At 41.7% G+C, this 16,789-nt stretch carries 18 protein-coding genes; 6 read left to right on the forward strand and 12 right to left on the reverse strand.

What is annotated here, in order from left to right; genetic code table 11:
• Nucleotides 1-206, forward strand: a 206-nt coding sequence (locus ACFFAP_RS24725) for a hypothetical protein (RefSeq protein ID WP_375513695.1), incomplete at its 5' end; no start/stop codon positions are given.
• 319 nt (nucleotides 207-525) lie between these two features.
• On the opposite strand, the gene ACFFAP_RS24730 is transcribed toward ACFFAP_RS24725, so the two are convergent.
• On the reverse strand, nucleotides 526-876 hold the full coding sequence (locus ACFFAP_RS24730) for a hypothetical protein (protein ID WP_375513696.1): 351 nt from the start codon (nucleotides 874-876) through the stop codon (nucleotides 526-528).
• 564 nt (nucleotides 877-1,440) lie between these two features.
• On the opposite strand from ACFFAP_RS24730, the gene ACFFAP_RS24735 reads away from it, so the two are divergent.
• Both ACFFAP_RS24735 and ACFFAP_RS24740 read left to right on the forward strand, forming a co-directional pair.
• The gene (locus tag ACFFAP_RS24735; RefSeq protein ID WP_375513697.1) at nucleotides 1,441-1,848 is read left to right on the forward strand and encodes a hypothetical protein; all 408 of its coding nucleotides are present in this window, start codon (nucleotides 1,441-1,443) and stop codon (nucleotides 1,846-1,848) included.
• A 21-nt stretch (nucleotides 1,849-1,869) separates the two neighbouring features.
• Nucleotides 1,870-2,247: a hypothetical protein gene (locus tag ACFFAP_RS24740; RefSeq protein ID WP_375513698.1), complete on the forward strand. Its 378-nt coding sequence runs from the start codon at nucleotides 1,870-1,872 to the stop codon at nucleotides 2,245-2,247.
• 348 nt (nucleotides 2,248-2,595) lie between these two features.
• On the opposite strand, the gene ACFFAP_RS24745 is transcribed toward ACFFAP_RS24740, so the two are convergent.
• Nucleotides 2,596-2,916, reverse strand: coding sequence for a hypothetical protein (locus ACFFAP_RS24745; RefSeq protein ID WP_375513699.1), 321 nt, complete (start codon nucleotides 2,914-2,916; stop codon nucleotides 2,596-2,598).
• A gap of 839 nt (nucleotides 2,917-3,755) precedes the next feature.
• On the opposite strand from ACFFAP_RS24745, the gene nifE reads away from it, so the two are divergent.
• Nucleotides 3,756-5,135 (forward strand): nitrogenase iron-molybdenum cofactor biosynthesis protein NifE, encoded by a 1,380-nt coding sequence (nifE, locus tag ACFFAP_RS24750; RefSeq protein WP_375513700.1) that lies wholly within the window; start codon nucleotides 3,756-3,758, stop codon nucleotides 5,133-5,135.
• Nucleotides 5,136-5,194: 59 nt separating this feature from the next.
• Here nifE and ACFFAP_RS24755 read toward each other — a convergent pair whose 3' ends face one another.
• The 4 genes from ACFFAP_RS24755 to ACFFAP_RS24770 all read right to left on the reverse strand — a co-directional run bounded on the left by ACFFAP_RS24755 (nucleotide 5,195) and on the right by ACFFAP_RS24770 (nucleotide 9,161).
• On the reverse strand, nucleotides 5,195-6,415 hold the full coding sequence (locus tag ACFFAP_RS24755) for an acyl-CoA dehydrogenase family protein (protein ID WP_375513701.1): 1,221 nt from the start codon (nucleotides 6,413-6,415) through the stop codon (nucleotides 5,195-5,197).
• Nucleotides 6,416-6,667: 252 nt separating this feature from the next.
• Nucleotides 6,668-7,687: an ABC transporter substrate-binding protein gene (locus ACFFAP_RS24760; protein ID WP_375513702.1), complete on the reverse strand. Its 1,020-nt coding sequence runs from the start codon at nucleotides 7,685-7,687 to the stop codon at nucleotides 6,668-6,670.
• A gap of 69 nt (nucleotides 7,688-7,756) precedes the next feature.
• A complete protein-coding gene (locus tag ACFFAP_RS24765; protein ID WP_375513703.1) occupies nucleotides 7,757-8,062 on the reverse strand; it encodes a hypothetical protein in 306 nt (101 codons plus the stop codon).
• A 286-nt stretch (nucleotides 8,063-8,348) separates the two neighbouring features.
• Complete coding sequence (locus ACFFAP_RS24770) at nucleotides 8,349-9,161, reverse strand: ABC transporter ATP-binding protein (RefSeq protein ID WP_375513704.1); 813 nt, start codon at nucleotides 9,159-9,161, stop codon at nucleotides 8,349-8,351.
• Nucleotides 9,162-9,234: 73 nt separating this feature from the next.
• On the opposite strand from ACFFAP_RS24770, the gene ACFFAP_RS24775 reads away from it, so the two are divergent.
• On the forward strand, nucleotides 9,235-9,438 hold the full coding sequence (locus tag ACFFAP_RS24775; protein WP_375513705.1) for a hypothetical protein: 204 nt from the start codon (nucleotides 9,235-9,237) through the stop codon (nucleotides 9,436-9,438).
• Nucleotides 9,439-9,485: 47 nt separating this feature from the next.
• On the opposite strand, the gene ACFFAP_RS24780 is transcribed toward ACFFAP_RS24775, so the two are convergent.
• The 6 genes from ACFFAP_RS24780 to ACFFAP_RS24805 all read right to left on the reverse strand — a co-directional run bounded on the left by ACFFAP_RS24780 (nucleotide 9,486) and on the right by ACFFAP_RS24805 (nucleotide 16,261).
• A complete protein-coding gene (locus tag ACFFAP_RS24780; protein WP_375513706.1) occupies nucleotides 9,486-10,526 on the reverse strand; it encodes a FecCD family ABC transporter permease in 1,041 nt (346 codons plus the stop codon).
• Entirely contained in the window at nucleotides 10,523-11,542 is a 1,020-nt protein-coding gene (locus tag ACFFAP_RS24785) for a FecCD family ABC transporter permease (protein ID WP_375513707.1), read from the reverse strand. The genes ACFFAP_RS24780 and ACFFAP_RS24785 overlap by 4 nt, the downstream gene beginning before the upstream one ends.
• 136 nt (nucleotides 11,543-11,678) lie before the next feature.
• Nucleotides 11,679-12,512 (reverse strand): hypothetical protein, encoded by an 834-nt coding sequence (locus ACFFAP_RS24790; RefSeq protein WP_375513708.1) that lies wholly within the window; start codon nucleotides 12,510-12,512, stop codon nucleotides 11,679-11,681.
• A 68-nt stretch (nucleotides 12,513-12,580) separates the two neighbouring features.
• Nucleotides 12,581-15,322: a TonB-dependent siderophore receptor gene (locus ACFFAP_RS24795; protein ID WP_375513709.1), complete on the reverse strand. Its 2,742-nt coding sequence runs from the start codon at nucleotides 15,320-15,322 to the stop codon at nucleotides 12,581-12,583.
• A 377-nt stretch (nucleotides 15,323-15,699) separates the two neighbouring features.
• Nucleotides 15,700-15,993 (reverse strand): hypothetical protein, encoded by a 294-nt coding sequence (locus ACFFAP_RS24800; protein ID WP_375513710.1) that lies wholly within the window; start codon nucleotides 15,991-15,993, stop codon nucleotides 15,700-15,702.
• Nucleotides 15,994-16,030: 37 nt separating this feature from the next.
• Entirely contained in the window at nucleotides 16,031-16,261 is a 231-nt protein-coding gene (locus tag ACFFAP_RS24805; protein WP_375513711.1) for a hypothetical protein, read from the reverse strand.
• Between the two features lie 299 nt (nucleotides 16,262-16,560).
• Between ACFFAP_RS24805 and ACFFAP_RS24810 the strand changes: the two genes are divergently transcribed.
• Nucleotides 16,561-16,746 (forward strand): hypothetical protein, encoded by a 186-nt coding sequence (locus ACFFAP_RS24810; RefSeq protein ID WP_375513712.1) that lies wholly within the window; start codon nucleotides 16,561-16,563, stop codon nucleotides 16,744-16,746.
• The last annotated feature ends 43 nt before the right edge of the window (nucleotides 16,747-16,789 follow it).

Genomic DNA, 16,789 nt, shown 5'->3' on the forward strand with positions numbered 1-16,789 from the left:
AGTCGTTCATTGAATTTGGGCAGTTGTTCATTGAATTTGGGAGATTGTTGGAGCGCAGACTTTTGGGCGCAGGCGATCACTCATCACGCTTGTTCTTCATCCGCCCAACGCGATGTCTGTTGACTAATCAACCAAAGATTAACATGGCGATCGCTTCTCACTACTTCAACTCTCGGACTTGTGCCACAGTTAAACTCGTTTTCTGAGCGATTGTTTCCTCATCTAATAAATCCAGTAGCGATCGCTTGCTGATTTGAGTGATCTTGCAGACAATGGCTATCGCTTCCGTGTTTAATAAAATTAGGACTTACGCACGCTCTACGAATTCAACTCTTGGAGACACTGTGCGAAGGCGTTCTTGGCGTCTTGGCGGTTCGATAAATTAAGCTTTTCGGCGATTTTTGCGTAAGTCCTGAAAATGTAAACTGACAAGTGAGATGTTACGAGGGTGAAAGGCGATCGCTCATCGCGCTTTTTCTTCATACGCCCAAGGCGATGCCTACTGCAACTCAAAGCGGGAACGCCTCAAATCAAACCCCAAAATCCGAGTGCGATTTTCGGCGTTGCATAATTGCAGGATGATTTGAGAATTTGGATCGACACATAATCACCACGTTTTGTGTGTCCTTGCGTCAGAGCGTCAGCCCCAATCATCCGATTATTCAGCAACGCCCGATTTTCTACCAGTTGCTTACACCGCAACAGTTGAAGGCATTGCCTAAAGAATTCGTAACTTTTGGCGTTCACGTAGTGTGTGCGAAGCACAATCGCCACTAGAATTATGGATACTGGATCTTTGTTAAACTTGCCTAGTAGGTGTGTACTTGCGATCGCATCCAGAGGATTCAAATACTCAATCACAATACTTAAGTGCATTTGTGCTAATATATACTGATGTGTGTATTGACAAAATCATTCGCCGGCGATCGCAAATAAAAGAGTCAGGACTTACGCAAAAATTGCCAAAAAGCTTAATTTATCGAACCGCCAAAAACGCCAAAAATTCATAAAGTGTGCGTAAGTCCTGAGAGTATAAAGCTGATAGGCGTTGTTGCAGGAGTAGAAAAAAGGTAAATTATACCTATTGCTTATATTGAGTAGCTGTGTTGAGACTACATCAAAAACGTATTGACATTCACTGATTTTTAACTTCTTCAGAATGCATTCTGGACGTAATGTACTTTGTTTTCTACATCTATTTACAACTATAAACTAGCTCTTATTCAGTGATTATGGTATACAACAATATTTATAATACATTAGCTAAAAATTGGCTAAATATTGTACTTTTAAAACAATTTTTTCTCTACCAGTCGCTATTTAGGACAGTCACTCTCAATTTAATTTATTAATAAAATCTTATTTTCGTTAGATGTACGCTAATAAGTAGTTTATATTTATTATTAAAATGCTGCAATTTATTCATTAGAGAGTTAGCTCGTGACACAAACAACTCAATACGCATACTATATGCAGGCTGACCAACGCCCTAGTATCAAGGAGCCGATAGAACTCTCATCTTTAGTCGGTAACTGGATCAATACTAAATCAGATACTAATTATTTGGTGCGGGTGGTTCTGACTGAACAAGACGGTAGCCTTGTGTTTCAGGGTTATGGAGCCAACGAACCCGATCCAATTGACTGGGGTAAGGTTGAGGCGGTGGCTTACGGTGTAGGAACCTCACTTATAGCAGGAGGATTCCACGCTTTTTACAAGCTAGACGGGATTGAGACACATCTGGTGGCAAACCAAAAATTGGGAATCTTGGTCATTCAGTCCTATACCCGCTACGTAGATGGTAGTGGTCGAACTGATCATTTTGCCCGTGAGTTTTTTCATCGCTAGTAAGAAGAGGAAGATTTCAAGATGGAACGAAACGAAATTTACGGAAACCAGCCCAAGGACACCGTGATTGATTTCACGCCTTATTTAGGAACCTGGATAAACTCCAACACCAAGACTACATGGATCGAGAAGTTTACCCTAACCAAGCATAATGAGCAAATTATTATGCACGCTTATGGTGCTGAGTCCGTCAAAGATTGGGGTGAGACTGAGGTGACACCATTTGTAGATAATATCAATGAGAAGGCTTTCTGTGCACGATACGATCACGATTCAGTAGAATCCTTGTTGGCAGCGAACATGAACAAAGATTTGTGGGTTATTGCTGCATTTCACAAGTTCAAGGATGGCAGCCAACCCAATTTTCTATGTCGAGAGTTTTACTATCGGCCGGACTAAGATGAAGTTCCTCCTTGCATTTGTACTAAAAAAGCTCATAAGCTTTGCTGTACAAAAAGTCTAGGATTTAACATTTAAAACACCATATCCATGTAAACGCTGAAACTACAGGCCTTGTCATTGGCTTTGTTGGGTTTCGCTTACGCTCAAACGCCACTTGCTTCTCCTAAGGGAGACGCTGCGCGAACAACGGGGGGAACCACCAAGGACGCAGTGCCTCCCCAACCCACTATTCTTCTTAACCGAACCGTATTGGATGATAAGGGATTTGCAAATTTAGTAGGGCACTACCTTATTTGCATCATTACCGTGTGAAACCCGCTGCATACAACAGCGGGTTTCTGCTGACTACAGTTCTTGTGTATCTACTTCTTGTGGATGATAGTAGTCTTGAACGTATTTACTAGTCACTTCTAGCAGTGTGGCGTGACCTTCAGAACTTAGCTGTGGGTACGCTGACACTGTGCTACTGATATAAGAGGTAAAATCGGTTTCACTGGGATTGAAGAACTCTTGTCCGATCACGAGTGCAGCATAAGTTTCAGACATTTTAATGCTGAATCCGTGCTCGGTTAGTCCATCAACCATGTAGCGAAATAACCAGTTAGCGTCAGGGTCATGCTCAATCAATTTAGTAGCGCCAGTCATAAAGTCTTGGTATTCAGTCATTGAGGTTACTCCTTTGGCAACTTATATTCTCGAATAATTCTGGCAATCACACTGCTTAGAGAAAACAGCCCAGGTTTTTAGACAAGGCTTCAAACTTTTTGTCGCAAATTGGAAAGTTTACTCGGCAATGATTCCTATCGTGAGGCTTTTCGAGTATTAAATTTGTGACTCGAAGCAAAAATGAGGGATGAAACGTAGTTAAATTGAAATAGTTAATTCTCCAAACTAAACATCCCTACTCAACTCATATAGCAATCCTATCTGATTTATGAAAATCGTCAGCCTTAGCTCACCGACTTATTTAACAAGTCGGTGAGCTTGTTGTTTATGAATAATTTCAGATTGCTATATATAGTTAGAACAGTCTACCTATTTTCATGAATTAATATCTTTCTTTTCACAATAATCATATTCTAAATATAGACAGTTCTATCTATTTTTAACTGTTTATATTCCTAAATTCTCAACGCTAAATTATGATATTGTCATCATTTTTACTATTATTAATTATAATTATTGTTAGGATGTTAAAGTCAAGTTACTCAAAGAATTGTTATTCCAAGAATACAAAAGTTTTAAGAATATTTCTTGTGTGATTTGACAAACTAAACGACCATTTGCAAAATGAGTATCAATATAGACTACAATAACGATTTTCATTCATCTTTGCGTTCTTAATGTTTGCAAAAAAAAATTGTAATTATTGAGATACAGGCTACTAAAATTAAATATTTAGGCTATCGCTTAATAGAGTTAAAAAATAATTTAGCAAGCGACACCGCATCTTTTTACTCCTAAATTTTGACTATTTTTTATGAATCTTCAGTACGAGGAAAGGTATGAAAAATACTCAAGTAACAATTAACGAAACAGCTTGCAAACATAAGCAAAAAAAATTGAGTGACAAGAAAAAACTATCTTGTACAAAACCACCACAACCAGGTGCAAACCAAGGAAATTGTCCTTTAGATGGAGCGATGGTTTCTGTCGGAGCTATTACTGATGTTGCTCATTTAGTACATGGTGCTATTGGTTGTACTCATAATCCTTGGGCGACTCATGGTAGTCTTTCGTCAGGCTCTCAATTATACCAAACTGCTTTTACTACTGATTTTGGTGAGAATAATGTCGTTTTTGGTGGTGAAAAGAAACTGCACAAAGCTATTCTCGATGTTGCTCAAGCCTATAATCCTGCCGCTATTTTTGTCTATGCTACTTGTATTACTGCTTTGATTGGTGATGATATCGATAGTGTCTGTAAAATGGCTGCACAGAAAATTGATATTCCGGTTGTTTATGTAAATTCACCTGGATTTCTTGGTAGTAAAAACTTAGGTAATCGCATTGGTAATGATACTTTATTAAAATATGTAATCGGAACGGCAGAACCAGAATTTACTACTCCTTTCGATATCAATATTGTTGGTGAGTACAACGTTGCTGGTGATTTGTGGAATGTTTTACCACTGTTCAAGAGATTGGGTATACGCGTTCTGTCCAAAATTACGGGTGATGCTCGTTATAAAGAAGTTTGCTATGCTCATCGTGCCAAGTTGAATGTAGTCATTTGCTCAAATGTAGTGCTGCCAATGGCGCAAACAATGAAAGAACTTTATGGAATTCCTTATGTTGAAGAATCTTTCTTCGGTGTAGAAAACTTAAACCATTGCTTGCGAAATATTGCAGCAACATTAGGGGATAAATATCTTCAAGAACGTACAGAATGGTTGATAAAAGAAGAAAATGCAGCCCTAGATATTGCCCTAGCTCCCTACCGTGCCCAGTTGAAAGGCAAGCGAATTATTCTTTCTACTGGTGGTGTAAAAATTTGGTCGATTATTTTAGCCGCCAAAGATTTGGGAATGGAAGTCATTGCTACCACTAACGCAAAGACTACAGAAGAGGAGAAAGCCAAAATTAAACAATATCTTGGTGAAGATGGCATTCTTTTGCGCGAAGCAACCCCGGAAGTATTACTGAAAGTACTAAAGGATACAAAAGCTGATGTGCTTATTACTGGGAATGGCAATAAATATACAGCACTTAAAGCACAAATTCCTTTTTTGGATGTTAACCATGAACGCCATCATGCCTACGCTGGTTATATGGGGCTGGTGGAACTGGCACGAGAATTGTATAAAGCCTTGTATAGTCCTGTGTGGGAGCAAGTCAGCAAACCTGCTCCTTGGGATGAAAAAATCAACCATGATCTGGCTTGACCGATCTTTATACCACAAGTTGCCTCAATCTCTCTAATGTATTTTTTATTACGAGTTTACTACTCTGTAAGGTCTTCTTGGCGATTTGGATGGGTGTTGAAATAGGCACGATCAAAGGATTGCCCCAGAATCTCCTGACCAATTGAGGACAAAACGCGATCGCAATTATCATGCAATACGTAAAAGGATAAATCTCGTAATATTCGCTCCACAGGACTCGGTTTAATCAAGGAGCGAGCTCCACAAGCGTGTATGCAGTCGTTCACCGTTTCCAAAGCCAGTTGTTCAGTTATATAACGGGCGCGATTGCCTGCTTGTTTTGCTCCTAAGACCTGGCCTGTTTCCCAAAGAGTGGCTACCTGCCGCAGCCATAAATGCATAGTATCTATATTAATTGCTGCCTTAGCAATTCGGTGTTGTACGTAAGGGTCATGTCCTTTTTCCTGTTTGTTGATGTATGCTAAAGCATAATCATAGGCTCCTTCAGCAGCTCCGAGAAAAGCAGCGCCATAGAGAGGCGTAAACCGCGTCTGCCACTCCTGTTGGATGTACTGTCCTGGATAGCCAATCAAGTTTTCTTTAGGGATGAAAGTACGTTCAAAGCGAACTAAGTAACTGACTGTACCTCTCATCCCAATTGGCTGCCACCAACTATTATCAAAGCTAATACTGGGATCGGATAGGTTGCAGGCTAGCAACAACACTGATGTCGGTGAGCCATTGTTATGACGCGCTCCCCCAGGCCCTGCTGTGTTGACCAAGAGAATTGCCCACTGTGCTTCTGGGGCACTGGTGGCAAATACCTTTGTGCCATCAATGATATATCCCTCATCTACCACTTGAACACTTGTGCCAAGGCTGGCTTTTTGACCTGGAATCTGAGACTGGGGTTCTCCACTCCAAGCCGCCCATTTCTCGCCACGCTGGACAATACCCTCAAACCAGCGCTTTTTCTGAGACTCATTAGCCATAGCCGCTAGTAAAACTTGGGCATTTGCGTGTCCTTCCCAGCAACGCGCTAGGGATAAATCTACTTTTGCCAGTTCCTTAGTCATCATCCACAGGGTAAAGATATCGCTATCATGTCCTAACCCTAGACCACCGTATTCAGTTGGCACAACAGGCGCATTCAGACCTGCTTGAAAAAGCTCTTCAAAATCTTCTCTTGGGAAGCTAGCATTCTGGTCATAACCAGCGGCGCGAGAGGCGAACTTGTCGCGTGCAAGTTGGCTAATCCGCTCAATCAAAGTTTGCTTGTTAAGAGTTAGATTGAATATCATTTAATAGAGTTTCATAGACTTGTTTTTAGTTGCTAATCTTACATTTTCACCCGTTGGTTTATGGCAATTTTTGTAAGTAGGTTATTTTAATACGGTATAAATAATAATTATGTTGGCAAATAAAAGCAGCTTAGTAATAAGCATGATAAAAACATCATTACATATTGTTTGTCTTTTTTTATGTGAATTTGAGACTGATAACTCGAAAATTAACCACCAATAAAAATGAGGTTACACTTTTGCACGCTTTATTCATTTACTGTTAGTTTCTTTCAGTGGGTGCAAGATATAAGTAAATAAATCATCAATAACTCGATTAGCTGATATGTAGCTACCTGTGAGCCAATAATAATCATCTACTACATAAACTTTACCCTGCCTAACAACATTAAGCTTTGACCACAGAGGTTCTGCCATAAGTTGATTGACAGCTATCTTTGACTGTGCAGGGTCTTTGAAGCCGTAGCGCACTATAAATAGGATATCACCATCTATCTGGGTAAGGGCTTCTGGAGAGATATTGTAGCCAACGGGGTTGCCCGCTTTCTTTTGAGTTGCTTTAGCATCCAGATTTTGCGAAGGAGGACGGATTAAACCAGCATCCTCTAAAATTACTCCAGAGAATGCACCCTTACTTAAGGGGTTAATTGTCTTTGGGATCAGGCGCACGACGGAAACTAAAGTCTTTTTGAGTCGAGATCCTATCTTTTGTTTAAACTCGGTTAAGCGTGCGTTATAGTTATCCATTAAACGTTTTGCTGTCTCGGTTTTCCCCAAAGCTTTTGCTGCTGGCATAAACGGTTGTTTCCAGTCTCCATTGCTTTGCACCTTCAGCAGAACGGTGGGTGCAATGTGAGACCATAAATTGTAAGTATCCCGGTTCCGCGTTGTACCTAAAATCAAGTCCGGCTTGAGAGTTATAACCTTCTCCATGTTCGGTGGTGTCAGAACCGCACCAATGTTTTCAACGCCTGGGTGCTTATCCTCTAAACCTAGCCCTTGGAGAGTTTTAGTTGGATCTGGAGCACCTACCAGATTGACTCCCAGAGCTAGAGGTATTTCCACTAGCCACGGATCTATGACGACGACTCGTTGAGGATGGACGGGAACTAGAGTCTGACCCATTGCGTGTTTGACTACGTGGACGGGCACAGGTGATGTTTGACTTGAGGGAACAACAGCTCTGTCGCGGGTCGGTAATTGACGACCAAAGGAACTGCAAGCAGAAATCACCAAGAGCGTAAGCAGTACAACAAAGCAGAACTTAGGCATATAAAGTTAAGAAGATACAGGTAATGTTAGAGCGATCGCAAAAAAGGCTAGTCAACAAAACTTTCTGTGCTAATGTAGGAAGCATTTAAACGATATAAGCAGCGTTTTGTCAGAATTGAGAGGACCAGAGATATCTAAAGTTGATTGATAAAATTGCTCCCGCTTCGCTTTCCAGTTGGTGACTAAAGCAGATTGAACAGAGGTTTTTCTGACTAGCGATGCTTCGGCGTAGCCCGCCGCAGGCATCGCTTCTTTTTTGACTGGGGACTGTCCAAGAGTTGGCTCTTGCTTGACTAGGCTACTACCAAAACCAACGCAAATACTCGCTACCAAATTTAGCAAACACCCATTGTACACACCCCGATAATTGATCATTCCAATTTCCTACCAATTTTTGTGCCAATATTCTTTACCTTCGCAAGAAAAACTTACATTGGAAAGTATAAGCAAGATTGAATAGGAAATCAACTATTTAAGCTGAACTTCCCCCTGCAAATATATTTACATAGACTCAAAAGCCTATCAATACAACGATTTCAATTGTTGAGTCAATATTGTGTACCAAATGATTGTTAGCATTTTATTAAGGGAGGGGCAATTAAACGGCCCTTTTTTAATGTTCTACTGCTAAATAAAAATTATTCAAATCGCTTTTGAATCTTTAATCTTGTGAATATTTATGAGGTTGTCGTCTCAAAGGTACACACCAAGGTGTACCCATTACTGGGTCTGGCACAATTCGACAAGCCAATCCAAACACCTCCTGCACCATTTCTTCTGTCATTACATCTGCTGGATTTCCATAAGCCATAACAGCGCCATCACGCAAAGCCACGAGGTTATGCGCATAACGACACGCCTGATTTAGGTCATGCAACACCATGACAATTGTTCGTCCCTCAAGTTGATTCAAATCCCCCAGCAACTCTAGTACTTCTACTTGATGAGCCAAGTCTAAGAAAGTTGTCGGCTCATCTAATAATAAAATCTGTGTATCTTGTGCTAAAGTCATGGCTATCCAAGCACGTTGCTTCTGTCCACCAGAGAGGGTATCTACGGCTCTATGGGCTAATTCGTTAAGGTCTGTAGTTGTTAATGCTTTGCGGACTTGACGTTCATCTTCAGTTGTCCAAGATTGCAGCCAACTTTTTTGATATGGATAACGACCAAGTGCAACCAAATCTCGCACAGTCAATCCTTCTGGTGCAACTGGCCCTTGAGGAAGAATACCGAGTTGTTGTGCAATTTTGGTCGTTGACTGTTGAAAAATATCAGCACCATTAAAATATACAGTACCAATATGAGGTTTGAGTAATCTGGCTAAACCTCTCAGTAGAGTAGATTTGCCGCAGCCATTCGGGCCAACTAGAGCAGTAATTTGTGCTGTGGGAATTAACAGGTTAAGACCGGATATGATGGGTTTGCCATCGTAAGCTAGGCTCAGATGTTGGGTTTCAAGGACTGTGTTGTCCATAAGACTTTCTGATTGCAAGAATAAGTGGTCTGAAAATGCGTAGCTGCAAAGCGGCTTCTGCTGGCAGATCGCATTGCCGCCTAGTGCCTTGTTGCGAACGCTTTTGAATCCAATTAATAATTGTTGGCAGGGGAATGACCAAAATCCGATTTTTCAAGCTAGTCAAAATCCCGGAGCAGAGTATCTTATGGGTCATTCTTTAAAGTTAGCGATCGCCTTTCAGGATAGATATTTAGATCGTATTACGATGATATTACCAATAATATTGGGTACTTAGTTCTGCACTTGGTAAAAATACCCTGACATCAGATTCTCCTTTCCTACTTATCTTTGCCGTCTTTGATACAGTAAATAGATAAAATAAGGTGCTCCTAAGGCAGCAGTTAGCAAACCACATGGCAATTCTGTCGGAGAAAATAAAGTCCTACCCAAAAAATCTGCTGCTGCTACCAATAATCCCCCGATCAAGGCAGCAACTGGCAGTAAATTTTTATGTATTGAGCCAACAAGTCTACGTGCCAAATGGGGAGCCATTAATCCAACGAAGCCAATTGTACCTGCGATCGCCACACTTGACCCAGCCAGCGCCACACTCACTAACAATAATTTGCTTCTTTGCCATGTGACTCGGCTACCGAGTCCTTTAGCTACCAAGTCACCCAGTTGCAAAGTATCAAGTTCTCTCGCCAGCACTAAAGCAAAGGGAACGAAGATAACTATCCAAGGTAGCAGTTGCCAGACTTGCTCCCAACTTTTACCAGCCACACTACCTGCCAACCAGACCAATGCTCTGGTAACATCGTTGATTTCACCAAAAGTGAGCATTAATGTAGTGAAAGCTCCCATAATTGCTGCAAGTGCAACTCCCACTAAAACTAAGCGCAGAGGTGATTTTTCTCCCGTGCCAGCTAGCAAGTAGATTAGACAGCCCACAATAAAAGCACCACCAAAGGCAGCAAAGGGCAAATACATAGTGGGTACAGCCGGAAATAGTACAATCAAAGTCACAGCTGCTAAGGCTGCACCTGCATTTACCCCAACAATACCAGGGTCAGCTAAAGGATTACGTGTCAATCCTTGTAAAATTGCACCCGCAATTGCCAAGCCCACTCCTACCAACCAGGAGATTAACACTCTCGGTAAACGCAAAGTGACAACAACAAAGGGAGATTCTGGATCTTGAGTTGGTAAACCAACAACAGCTTTCACTATATCTGCTGGCAAGACAGGATAATCTCCTAAACTAAGACTCATCCCCAAGACTGCGAACGTGAGTAATAGCAGTAGTAACAATACTCTAGTTACAGGCTGGTTGCTAAGTATTGAATTTTGAATTATAAATTTTGAATTTTGAATTGTTGTCATCCTCTCTTCACCCGCCAACGCACTAAATACAACAAAAAGGGCGCACCCAAAAGCGCTGTCATCACGCCAACAGGCAATTCTTGGGGTCTAATTAACCAACGGGCTGCTAAATCTGCCCATACTAATAAATCTGCACCAAACACAGCTGCACAAGGCAATACCCAACGATAATCAACACCCATGACTCCCCGCGCCAGATGGGGAACTACCAGACCGACAAAGCCTACAGGCCCTGCTAGTGCGACAGCGCTCCCTGCCAATATGACAACGCTCGATGCTGTTGCCAACTTGATCCAACCTGTTTGCTGACCTAAGCCTGTGGCTACCGATTCTCCTAAACTGAGGACGTTGATTTGTCTACTTAAGGCAAAAGCTGTTAATAATCCTACTACCATCCAGGGCAGCACAGTCAGGAATAGATTGAAGTCTCGTCCAGCCAGAGAACCTGCTAACCAGAAGCGGACTTCTTCAAGAGTGCGCGAGCTTAAAATCAGTACACCTGTGGTAATTGAAGATAGCAAGACAGTTAAAGCTGCACCAGCAATAGTCAGATTCAATGGTGTTGAGCCGCCTTGTCCAAGTGAACCGAGGGAGTAAACTGTTAAGGCTGCGATTAAGGCTCCGAGAAATGCTACAAGGGTAATCAAGGCGGGTGTTGATGTACCCAAGCCAAAAACTACTGTCACCACTGCTAAGGCTGCACCTGCATTGATCCCCAAGATTCCTGGTGCGGCTAAGGGATTTTGAGTCAGTCCTTGCATTAACGCCCCAGCTACGGCCAAACTAGCACCCACCATACTTGCTATCAGTGTACGCGGTAGACGCATTGACCGGATAATTATGTGTTCGGTAGAGTCATCATAGTTAGTGAATGCAGTAAGTATTTTGGCAATGGGAATGTCAGCTGCACCGTAAGAAATGCTGACGAAAATACCTAACAATACTACTAAGATACCTATGCCTAAACTGAAAATGCGGATATAGTATTTTTCAGGGTGAGAAATATTTGTGTTCATGGATTTATAACAAGAGTTAACTTCATACCTTTGCTTTTTAGAAGTTTTAAGCATAATTACTAATTGACAAAAGTAAGGTTATCAGAATCTCTCACAGATGACCAAAGACTCGTGTGATCGCGCCAAAAAAAAGATGTTACGCTTTTGCACGCTTTATTCGTTTACTCCTGCTTTCTTCCAGTGGGTGCAAAATATAAGTAAATAAATCATCAAGAACTCGATTGGCTGATATATAGCTATTACCTTGCCAATAAAATCCATTAATTACATAGAATTTACCCTGCTTGACAACTTTAAGCTTTGACCATAGAGATTCTGCCATAAATTGATGCACAGCATTATTGGCTTTGGTAGGGTCTTTGAAGCCGAAGAGCGGTATAAATAAGACATTCCCATCTATCTGGGCGAGGATCTGTGAAGATATATTGTAATTAATGGGACTGCCCCATTTCTTTTGAGTTGCTATGGCATCCAGATTTTGCAAAGGAGGACGGATTAGACCAGCATCCTCTATAAGCACTCCAGAGAATGCACCCTTGGTTAACAGGTTAATCGTCTGTGGGATGAGGCGCACAACGGAAACTACAGTCTTTTTGAGTCGATAACCCATCTTTTGCTTGAACTCGGTTAAGCGTGCGTTATAATTGTCCACTAAACGTTTTGCTGTCTCGGTTTTCCCCAAAGCTTTTGCCGCTGGCATAAATGGCTGTTTCCAGTCTCCACTGTTTTCTATCTTGAGGATCGCACCACCCGCACCATGACCTACTAAATGTACTGAATGAGAAGATTGTGACAAAAACTCATCCAATAAATTTACAGCTTCATTTATGCAACTACCTTCATCTTTATAGTGGTGATATTCCCACTGATCCACCTTCATATACTGCGATATGTATTGTAGTAATGGCCAATCAAAAGGCTGCAATACATGACTAGAAATGATCCAAACAACATCGATATCATTAGACATAAATACTCTAAAACATCAAAATTTGGGAATAATCAATTTTTTAAGCGTGCCATTCCACTATTGCCCTGTCATAACTCCCAACTTACTGTTCCCTCCACAATAAATGGATCTTCAGGATAAACAAGGTTAATAGTTCGGGGGGTAAAGTAGCGAACATCGGACAGATTTTTGACGTTAAGCGCGAAGCGAAGGCGATTTATTCGATAGTAGACAGCAGCATCAAGGCGTAAATAACTGGGTACACTGAACGAGTTTGTAAGATCCCCCTGCCGTTCGCCGACATAGAACAAACCCAGTCCAAACCCTAACCCTTGCAAATTCCCCTTGGCAAAGGTGTAAGTCGTCCACAAACTCGCGCTATTCTCAGGGACGTTCACCAGTCGATTGCCAATGTATCGCTCGTCCTTTGTCACCTGTCCATCCGTGTAAGCATAAGAGGCAATCACATTCCAACCTGGCAATATCTCCCCCGTGACATTGAGTTCAATGCCTCGGCTGCGTTGCTCCCCCGTTTGGATATTAAATGTGGTGGGACGATTAGGATCAGGCGTCAAAACATTGGATAATGTCAATTGATACAAAGCAAGGGTTGAAGATAGCCTGCCGCTAAGGAAATCAGCCTTGACTCCCACTTCGTATTGAGTGCCAGTACTGGGTTGAAATAAATTACCCTCAAATGTGGCTCCAGGATTTTGGGAGAAGGATTGACTGTAGCTGGCATAGAGTGAGACGGGTGGGATAGGTTTATAGACAAGACCTGCACGAGGACTAAATGCAAAGTCTGATTGACTTTGATTGGTACTTGTATTTAAAAAGTTGGTAACTTTATTATCGACAAAATCTCCGCGTCCGCCGAGAACCAAGTTCAGGTTATTAGTAAGTGTGACTATATCTTGAACATAAAAGCCGAGCTGATCGTTTTTAGTTTTTTGATTAATTCTAGAAAGAAGACGACCGACGGGCTGACCATAGACGGGGTTGAACACATCTATAGTACCAATAGCCCGCATCGTCTGATCGAACTGACTAATGTCTCTATACAAGTCAAAACCAGCAACTAATTCATGCTGAAGGCTACCAGTTTTAAATTTGCCTACTACATGGTTATCTAGAGCATACTCTTCATCGGCAGCAGGCGCTCCTATATAGTTTTGCTGTGTGCGGTTCAGAGTCCGACCATTAAGTTGTAGAGAGCCAGAATTGGCACTATCTGTTCTATATCTTATAGACCTAATATTAAAAGCATTCACCAAAGACCAATTATCACTAAAGTGATGTTCAAAGTTATAGCCCAATAAAATGGAACGACGATTGTTTCTGGCATCTTCATCTAATGTGTTAAGACTGAGCGGAATCTCTCCATTTGGGTTAGGCAAGACAGTTCCTACAGCCGGTAGCCCCGTTCTGGGGTACTGTTGCTGGTCTCGGAACTCGCTTTCAAAAGTCAGCTTCGTATTCTTACTTATTTGCCAACTTAGAACGGGTGCAATTAGATAACGCTGATTGTAAAAAAAGTCAATAAAACTTTCTGTGCTGATGTAAGAAGTATTTAAACGATAAAGCAGTGTTTTGTCAGAATTGAGAGGCCCAGAGATATCTAAAGTTGGTTGATAGAAACTATAACTGCCAAAAGTCGTACTGGCGGCGAAGTAAGGCTCACTCAGCGGCTGCTTTGTGACAAAGTTAATCGTGCCACCTGGATTACCTTGACCGTAAAGGACAGAAGCCGGCCCCCTCAGAACCTCTAACCTTTCAATGTTGGCGAGTTGAGTTTGTCCTGATATAGCTCCTGATGTATAGTCCTTAAGACCGTTGCGAAGGAGGTTGCTCGTCTGAAAACCTCTAATTGTAAAGACATCACCATTGGTCGGCGAATTAAAACCTTGGATAACACCAACGCTTCTTAAGGTATCAATGGTGTTAACGGCTCCCTGATCCTGCCAACTCTGCCGGGGAACTACCTGAATCGACTGAGGAATGTCCTGTATCCGCCTATTAGTCCGAGTGCCTACAGTCGCATCGGGAACCTGATACCTAGTGTCTGGAGTACCAGTTACTATTAGTTCTATTGGCTCTTGGTTGTCCTCAGGCGTAGTTGTTGGTGGCTGTACAGTAGTTGGTGTAGCCTCTCGTAGAGAAGTTGTCGTATTTACCTTAAATACTAAACCCTCAGTATCACTATCAAACAACTCCACCTGTGGCGGACTCTGGTTCCCCACAATCGTCAATCGTAAGGTGTTGTCAGAAGTATTTGTAACTATTACCTCAGTAATACCTGCTACTGGCTTTGCTTGTCGGAAACTCTCCCCACCAGCAAGCTGTAACTTAGTATTGGCAATATCTACAATATAGGAGTTCCCCTCAGTCTTCGGTGAAACCTGCAATTTCTGGGAGTTAGCCGTAACTAAAATTAATTCTATCCCCTTATCAGTGGTATTCACCTTCACATCTGTAACTGACACTACATCTGTTCTGGGTTGACTTAGTTGAGCGATCAAGTTCTTTACTCTGTTGACCCCCAATACATTTGATCTGCCGCTGAGGGAACGTTCTATAGAATTGAGTTGGCGAACTTCTGATATGGGTGTTTGCTCCCGCTTCGCTTTCCACTTGGTGACTAAAGCAGATTGAACAGAGGTTTTTCTGACTAGCGATGCTTCGGCGTAGCCCGCCGCAGGCATCGCTTCTTTTTTGACTGGGGACTGTCCAAGAGTTGGCTCTTGCTTGACTAGGCTACTACCAAAACCAACGCAAATACTCGCTACCAAATTTAGCAAACACCCATTGTACACACCCCGATAATTGATCATTCCAATTTCCTACCAATTTTTGTGCCAATATTCTTTACCTTCGCAAGAAAAACTTACATTGGAAAGTATAAGCAAGATTGAGTAGGAAATCAACCATTTATGTTGTTTTCCAGACAATTATTATTATGAGAAGGATTCTTGACAAGATGCTGACATCTGAGTTTTTATCCAGCGTGGCGTTACTTTAGAGTAACTTGACGTAATAGAACAAATGTGCTGGTATGACTTTAAACCCCTTCGTTTGAGTCATTTTGACGTAGTTTAGAGATGCTTGCTGGAATGCGATCGCAGTTAGAACAAGAATCGCAGTTCATTGGAAAAGAGATATCTAAGAGTAGATTTGGGCAATATAAATAGCAGATACAGGCTATGAATTCTCATAGACGGTAGCAAGGGTTATACATCATTGAGTAAATTCTGGAATTATCGGTTGTTGATTCTGAGCCGTTAGAACCTGAACTAGAGATGTTTGACAGTGTAGCTAGTTTTTTCCACGCTCCAACTATTGTTTTCTTCAACAAATGGTTACTCAAGTAAATGAGCAAGACATTGATGGTAATAAAACGGCTGTGACACAAACACGGTCTAACAATATGTTGGAGCGATCGCAGTCTTCGATCAACTGCGATCGCAACAGGTTCGTGTGTCCACGATGGATTTAAGAATAGCAACCGCAGGCATCCAGGCAGCCCTAGATATTAAAGGAGGCTATTCTCCTGGCATCAGTAAGCGGTAAAGGAAGTTTTTACTTACTTGGTTTTGTCTAGCCATTTCCAGAAGGAGTATATCTCCATTTTTGAGGACGACGAAAAAGCATTGAGCATCGAGGTAATCATCGTTGCGTAATCCTTCATCAGCTACCTTTGTTTCGTCTATGTCTTCATAGTTCAGGTAATGCTCTTTGTCCTCAACGTCTACAACATTAAATACGATCGGCATTGGTTTTTAAGCTACAAGAGTACATTGTTGAGCATAAATCTTATAGTTGCTTTAAGTCTGTTGGTTTAGTTGCAAAATATAACCCTCCTGGGATGTCCTGGGAGAGTTCGGGATTTCAGTATTCCAAAGGCATCTAATGCGCCCTTTAGTATTTTAATTAAGTCATTAATTAGGTAACTTGGAACAAATTAAGGCAACCAATTTCTCAGGTGCTTGGTACTCGTCACTTCATCAATTGTGTGCGGACGAATGCTGACATGATTCGTGGATATGCTCTGGTATTGGAAATTATTTAGGGTTTGGCAACGGCTCCTGTTTTATTATTTAATGCTGGAGCGATCGCACTGTTAGATACAAGTGCGAGTGTTAATGTTCTACCTTACGAAATTGGCTTACAGTTAGGAGCAGTCTGGCAAGAGCAGACTGTCCCTATTCAGTTGAGTGGGAATTTGGCTTGCATCTATTTTAGAGCCGAATGGCACTAAGAAAAGCCGAAACACTTGTGGTTAAGCTGTTTGCAAAACATTT

This window comes from uncultured Nostoc sp. (assembly GCF_964245575.1).
Classification (GTDB): domain Bacteria; phylum Cyanobacteriota; class Cyanobacteriia; order Cyanobacteriales; family Nostocaceae; genus Nostoc.

What these genes read in the sequence shown, in the direction of transcription:
- ACFFAP_RS24780 (WP_375513706.1), bottom strand. Translation starts at nt 10,526, where the DNA reads ATGACAACAATTCAAAATTCAAAATTTATAATTCAAAATTCAATACTT.
- ACFFAP_RS24740 (WP_375513698.1), top strand. Translation starts at nt 1,870, where the DNA reads ATGGAACGAAACGAAATTTACGGAAACCAGCCCAAGGACACCGTGATT.
- ACFFAP_RS24730 (WP_375513696.1), bottom strand. Translation starts at nt 876, where the DNA reads ATGCACTTAAGTATTGTGATTGAGTATTTGAATCCTCTGGATGCGATC.
- ACFFAP_RS24760 (WP_375513702.1), bottom strand. Translation starts at nt 7,687, where the DNA reads ATGCCTAAGTTCTGCTTTGTTGTACTGCTTACGCTCTTGGTGATTTCT.
- ACFFAP_RS24745 (WP_375513699.1), bottom strand. Translation starts at nt 2,916, where the DNA reads ATGACTGAATACCAAGACTTTATGACTGGCGCTACTAAATTGATTGAG.
- ACFFAP_RS24770 (WP_375513704.1), bottom strand. Translation starts at nt 9,161, where the DNA reads ATGGACAACACAGTCCTTGAAACCCAACATCTGAGCCTAGCTTACGAT.
- ACFFAP_RS24805 (WP_375513711.1), bottom strand. Translation starts at nt 16,261, where the DNA reads ATGCCGATCGTATTTAATGTTGTAGACGTTGAGGACAAAGAGCATTAC.
- ACFFAP_RS24755 (WP_375513701.1), bottom strand. Translation starts at nt 6,415, where the DNA reads ATGATATTCAATCTAACTCTTAACAAGCAAACTTTGATTGAGCGGATT.
- ACFFAP_RS24795 (WP_375513709.1), bottom strand. Translation starts at nt 15,322, where the DNA reads ATGATCAATTATCGGGGTGTGTACAATGGGTGTTTGCTAAATTTGGTA.
- ACFFAP_RS24785 (WP_375513707.1), bottom strand. Translation starts at nt 11,542, where the DNA reads ATGAACACAAATATTTCTCACCCTGAAAAATACTATATCCGCATTTTC.
- ACFFAP_RS24790 (WP_375513708.1), bottom strand. Translation starts at nt 12,512, where the DNA reads ATGTCTAATGATATCGATGTTGTTTGGATCATTTCTAGTCATGTATTG.
- nifE (WP_375513700.1), top strand. Translation starts at nt 3,756, where the DNA reads ATGAAAAATACTCAAGTAACAATTAACGAAACAGCTTGCAAACATAAG.
- ACFFAP_RS24765 (WP_375513703.1), bottom strand. Translation starts at nt 8,062, where the DNA reads ATGATCAATTATCGGGGTGTGTACAATGGGTGTTTGCTAAATTTGGTA.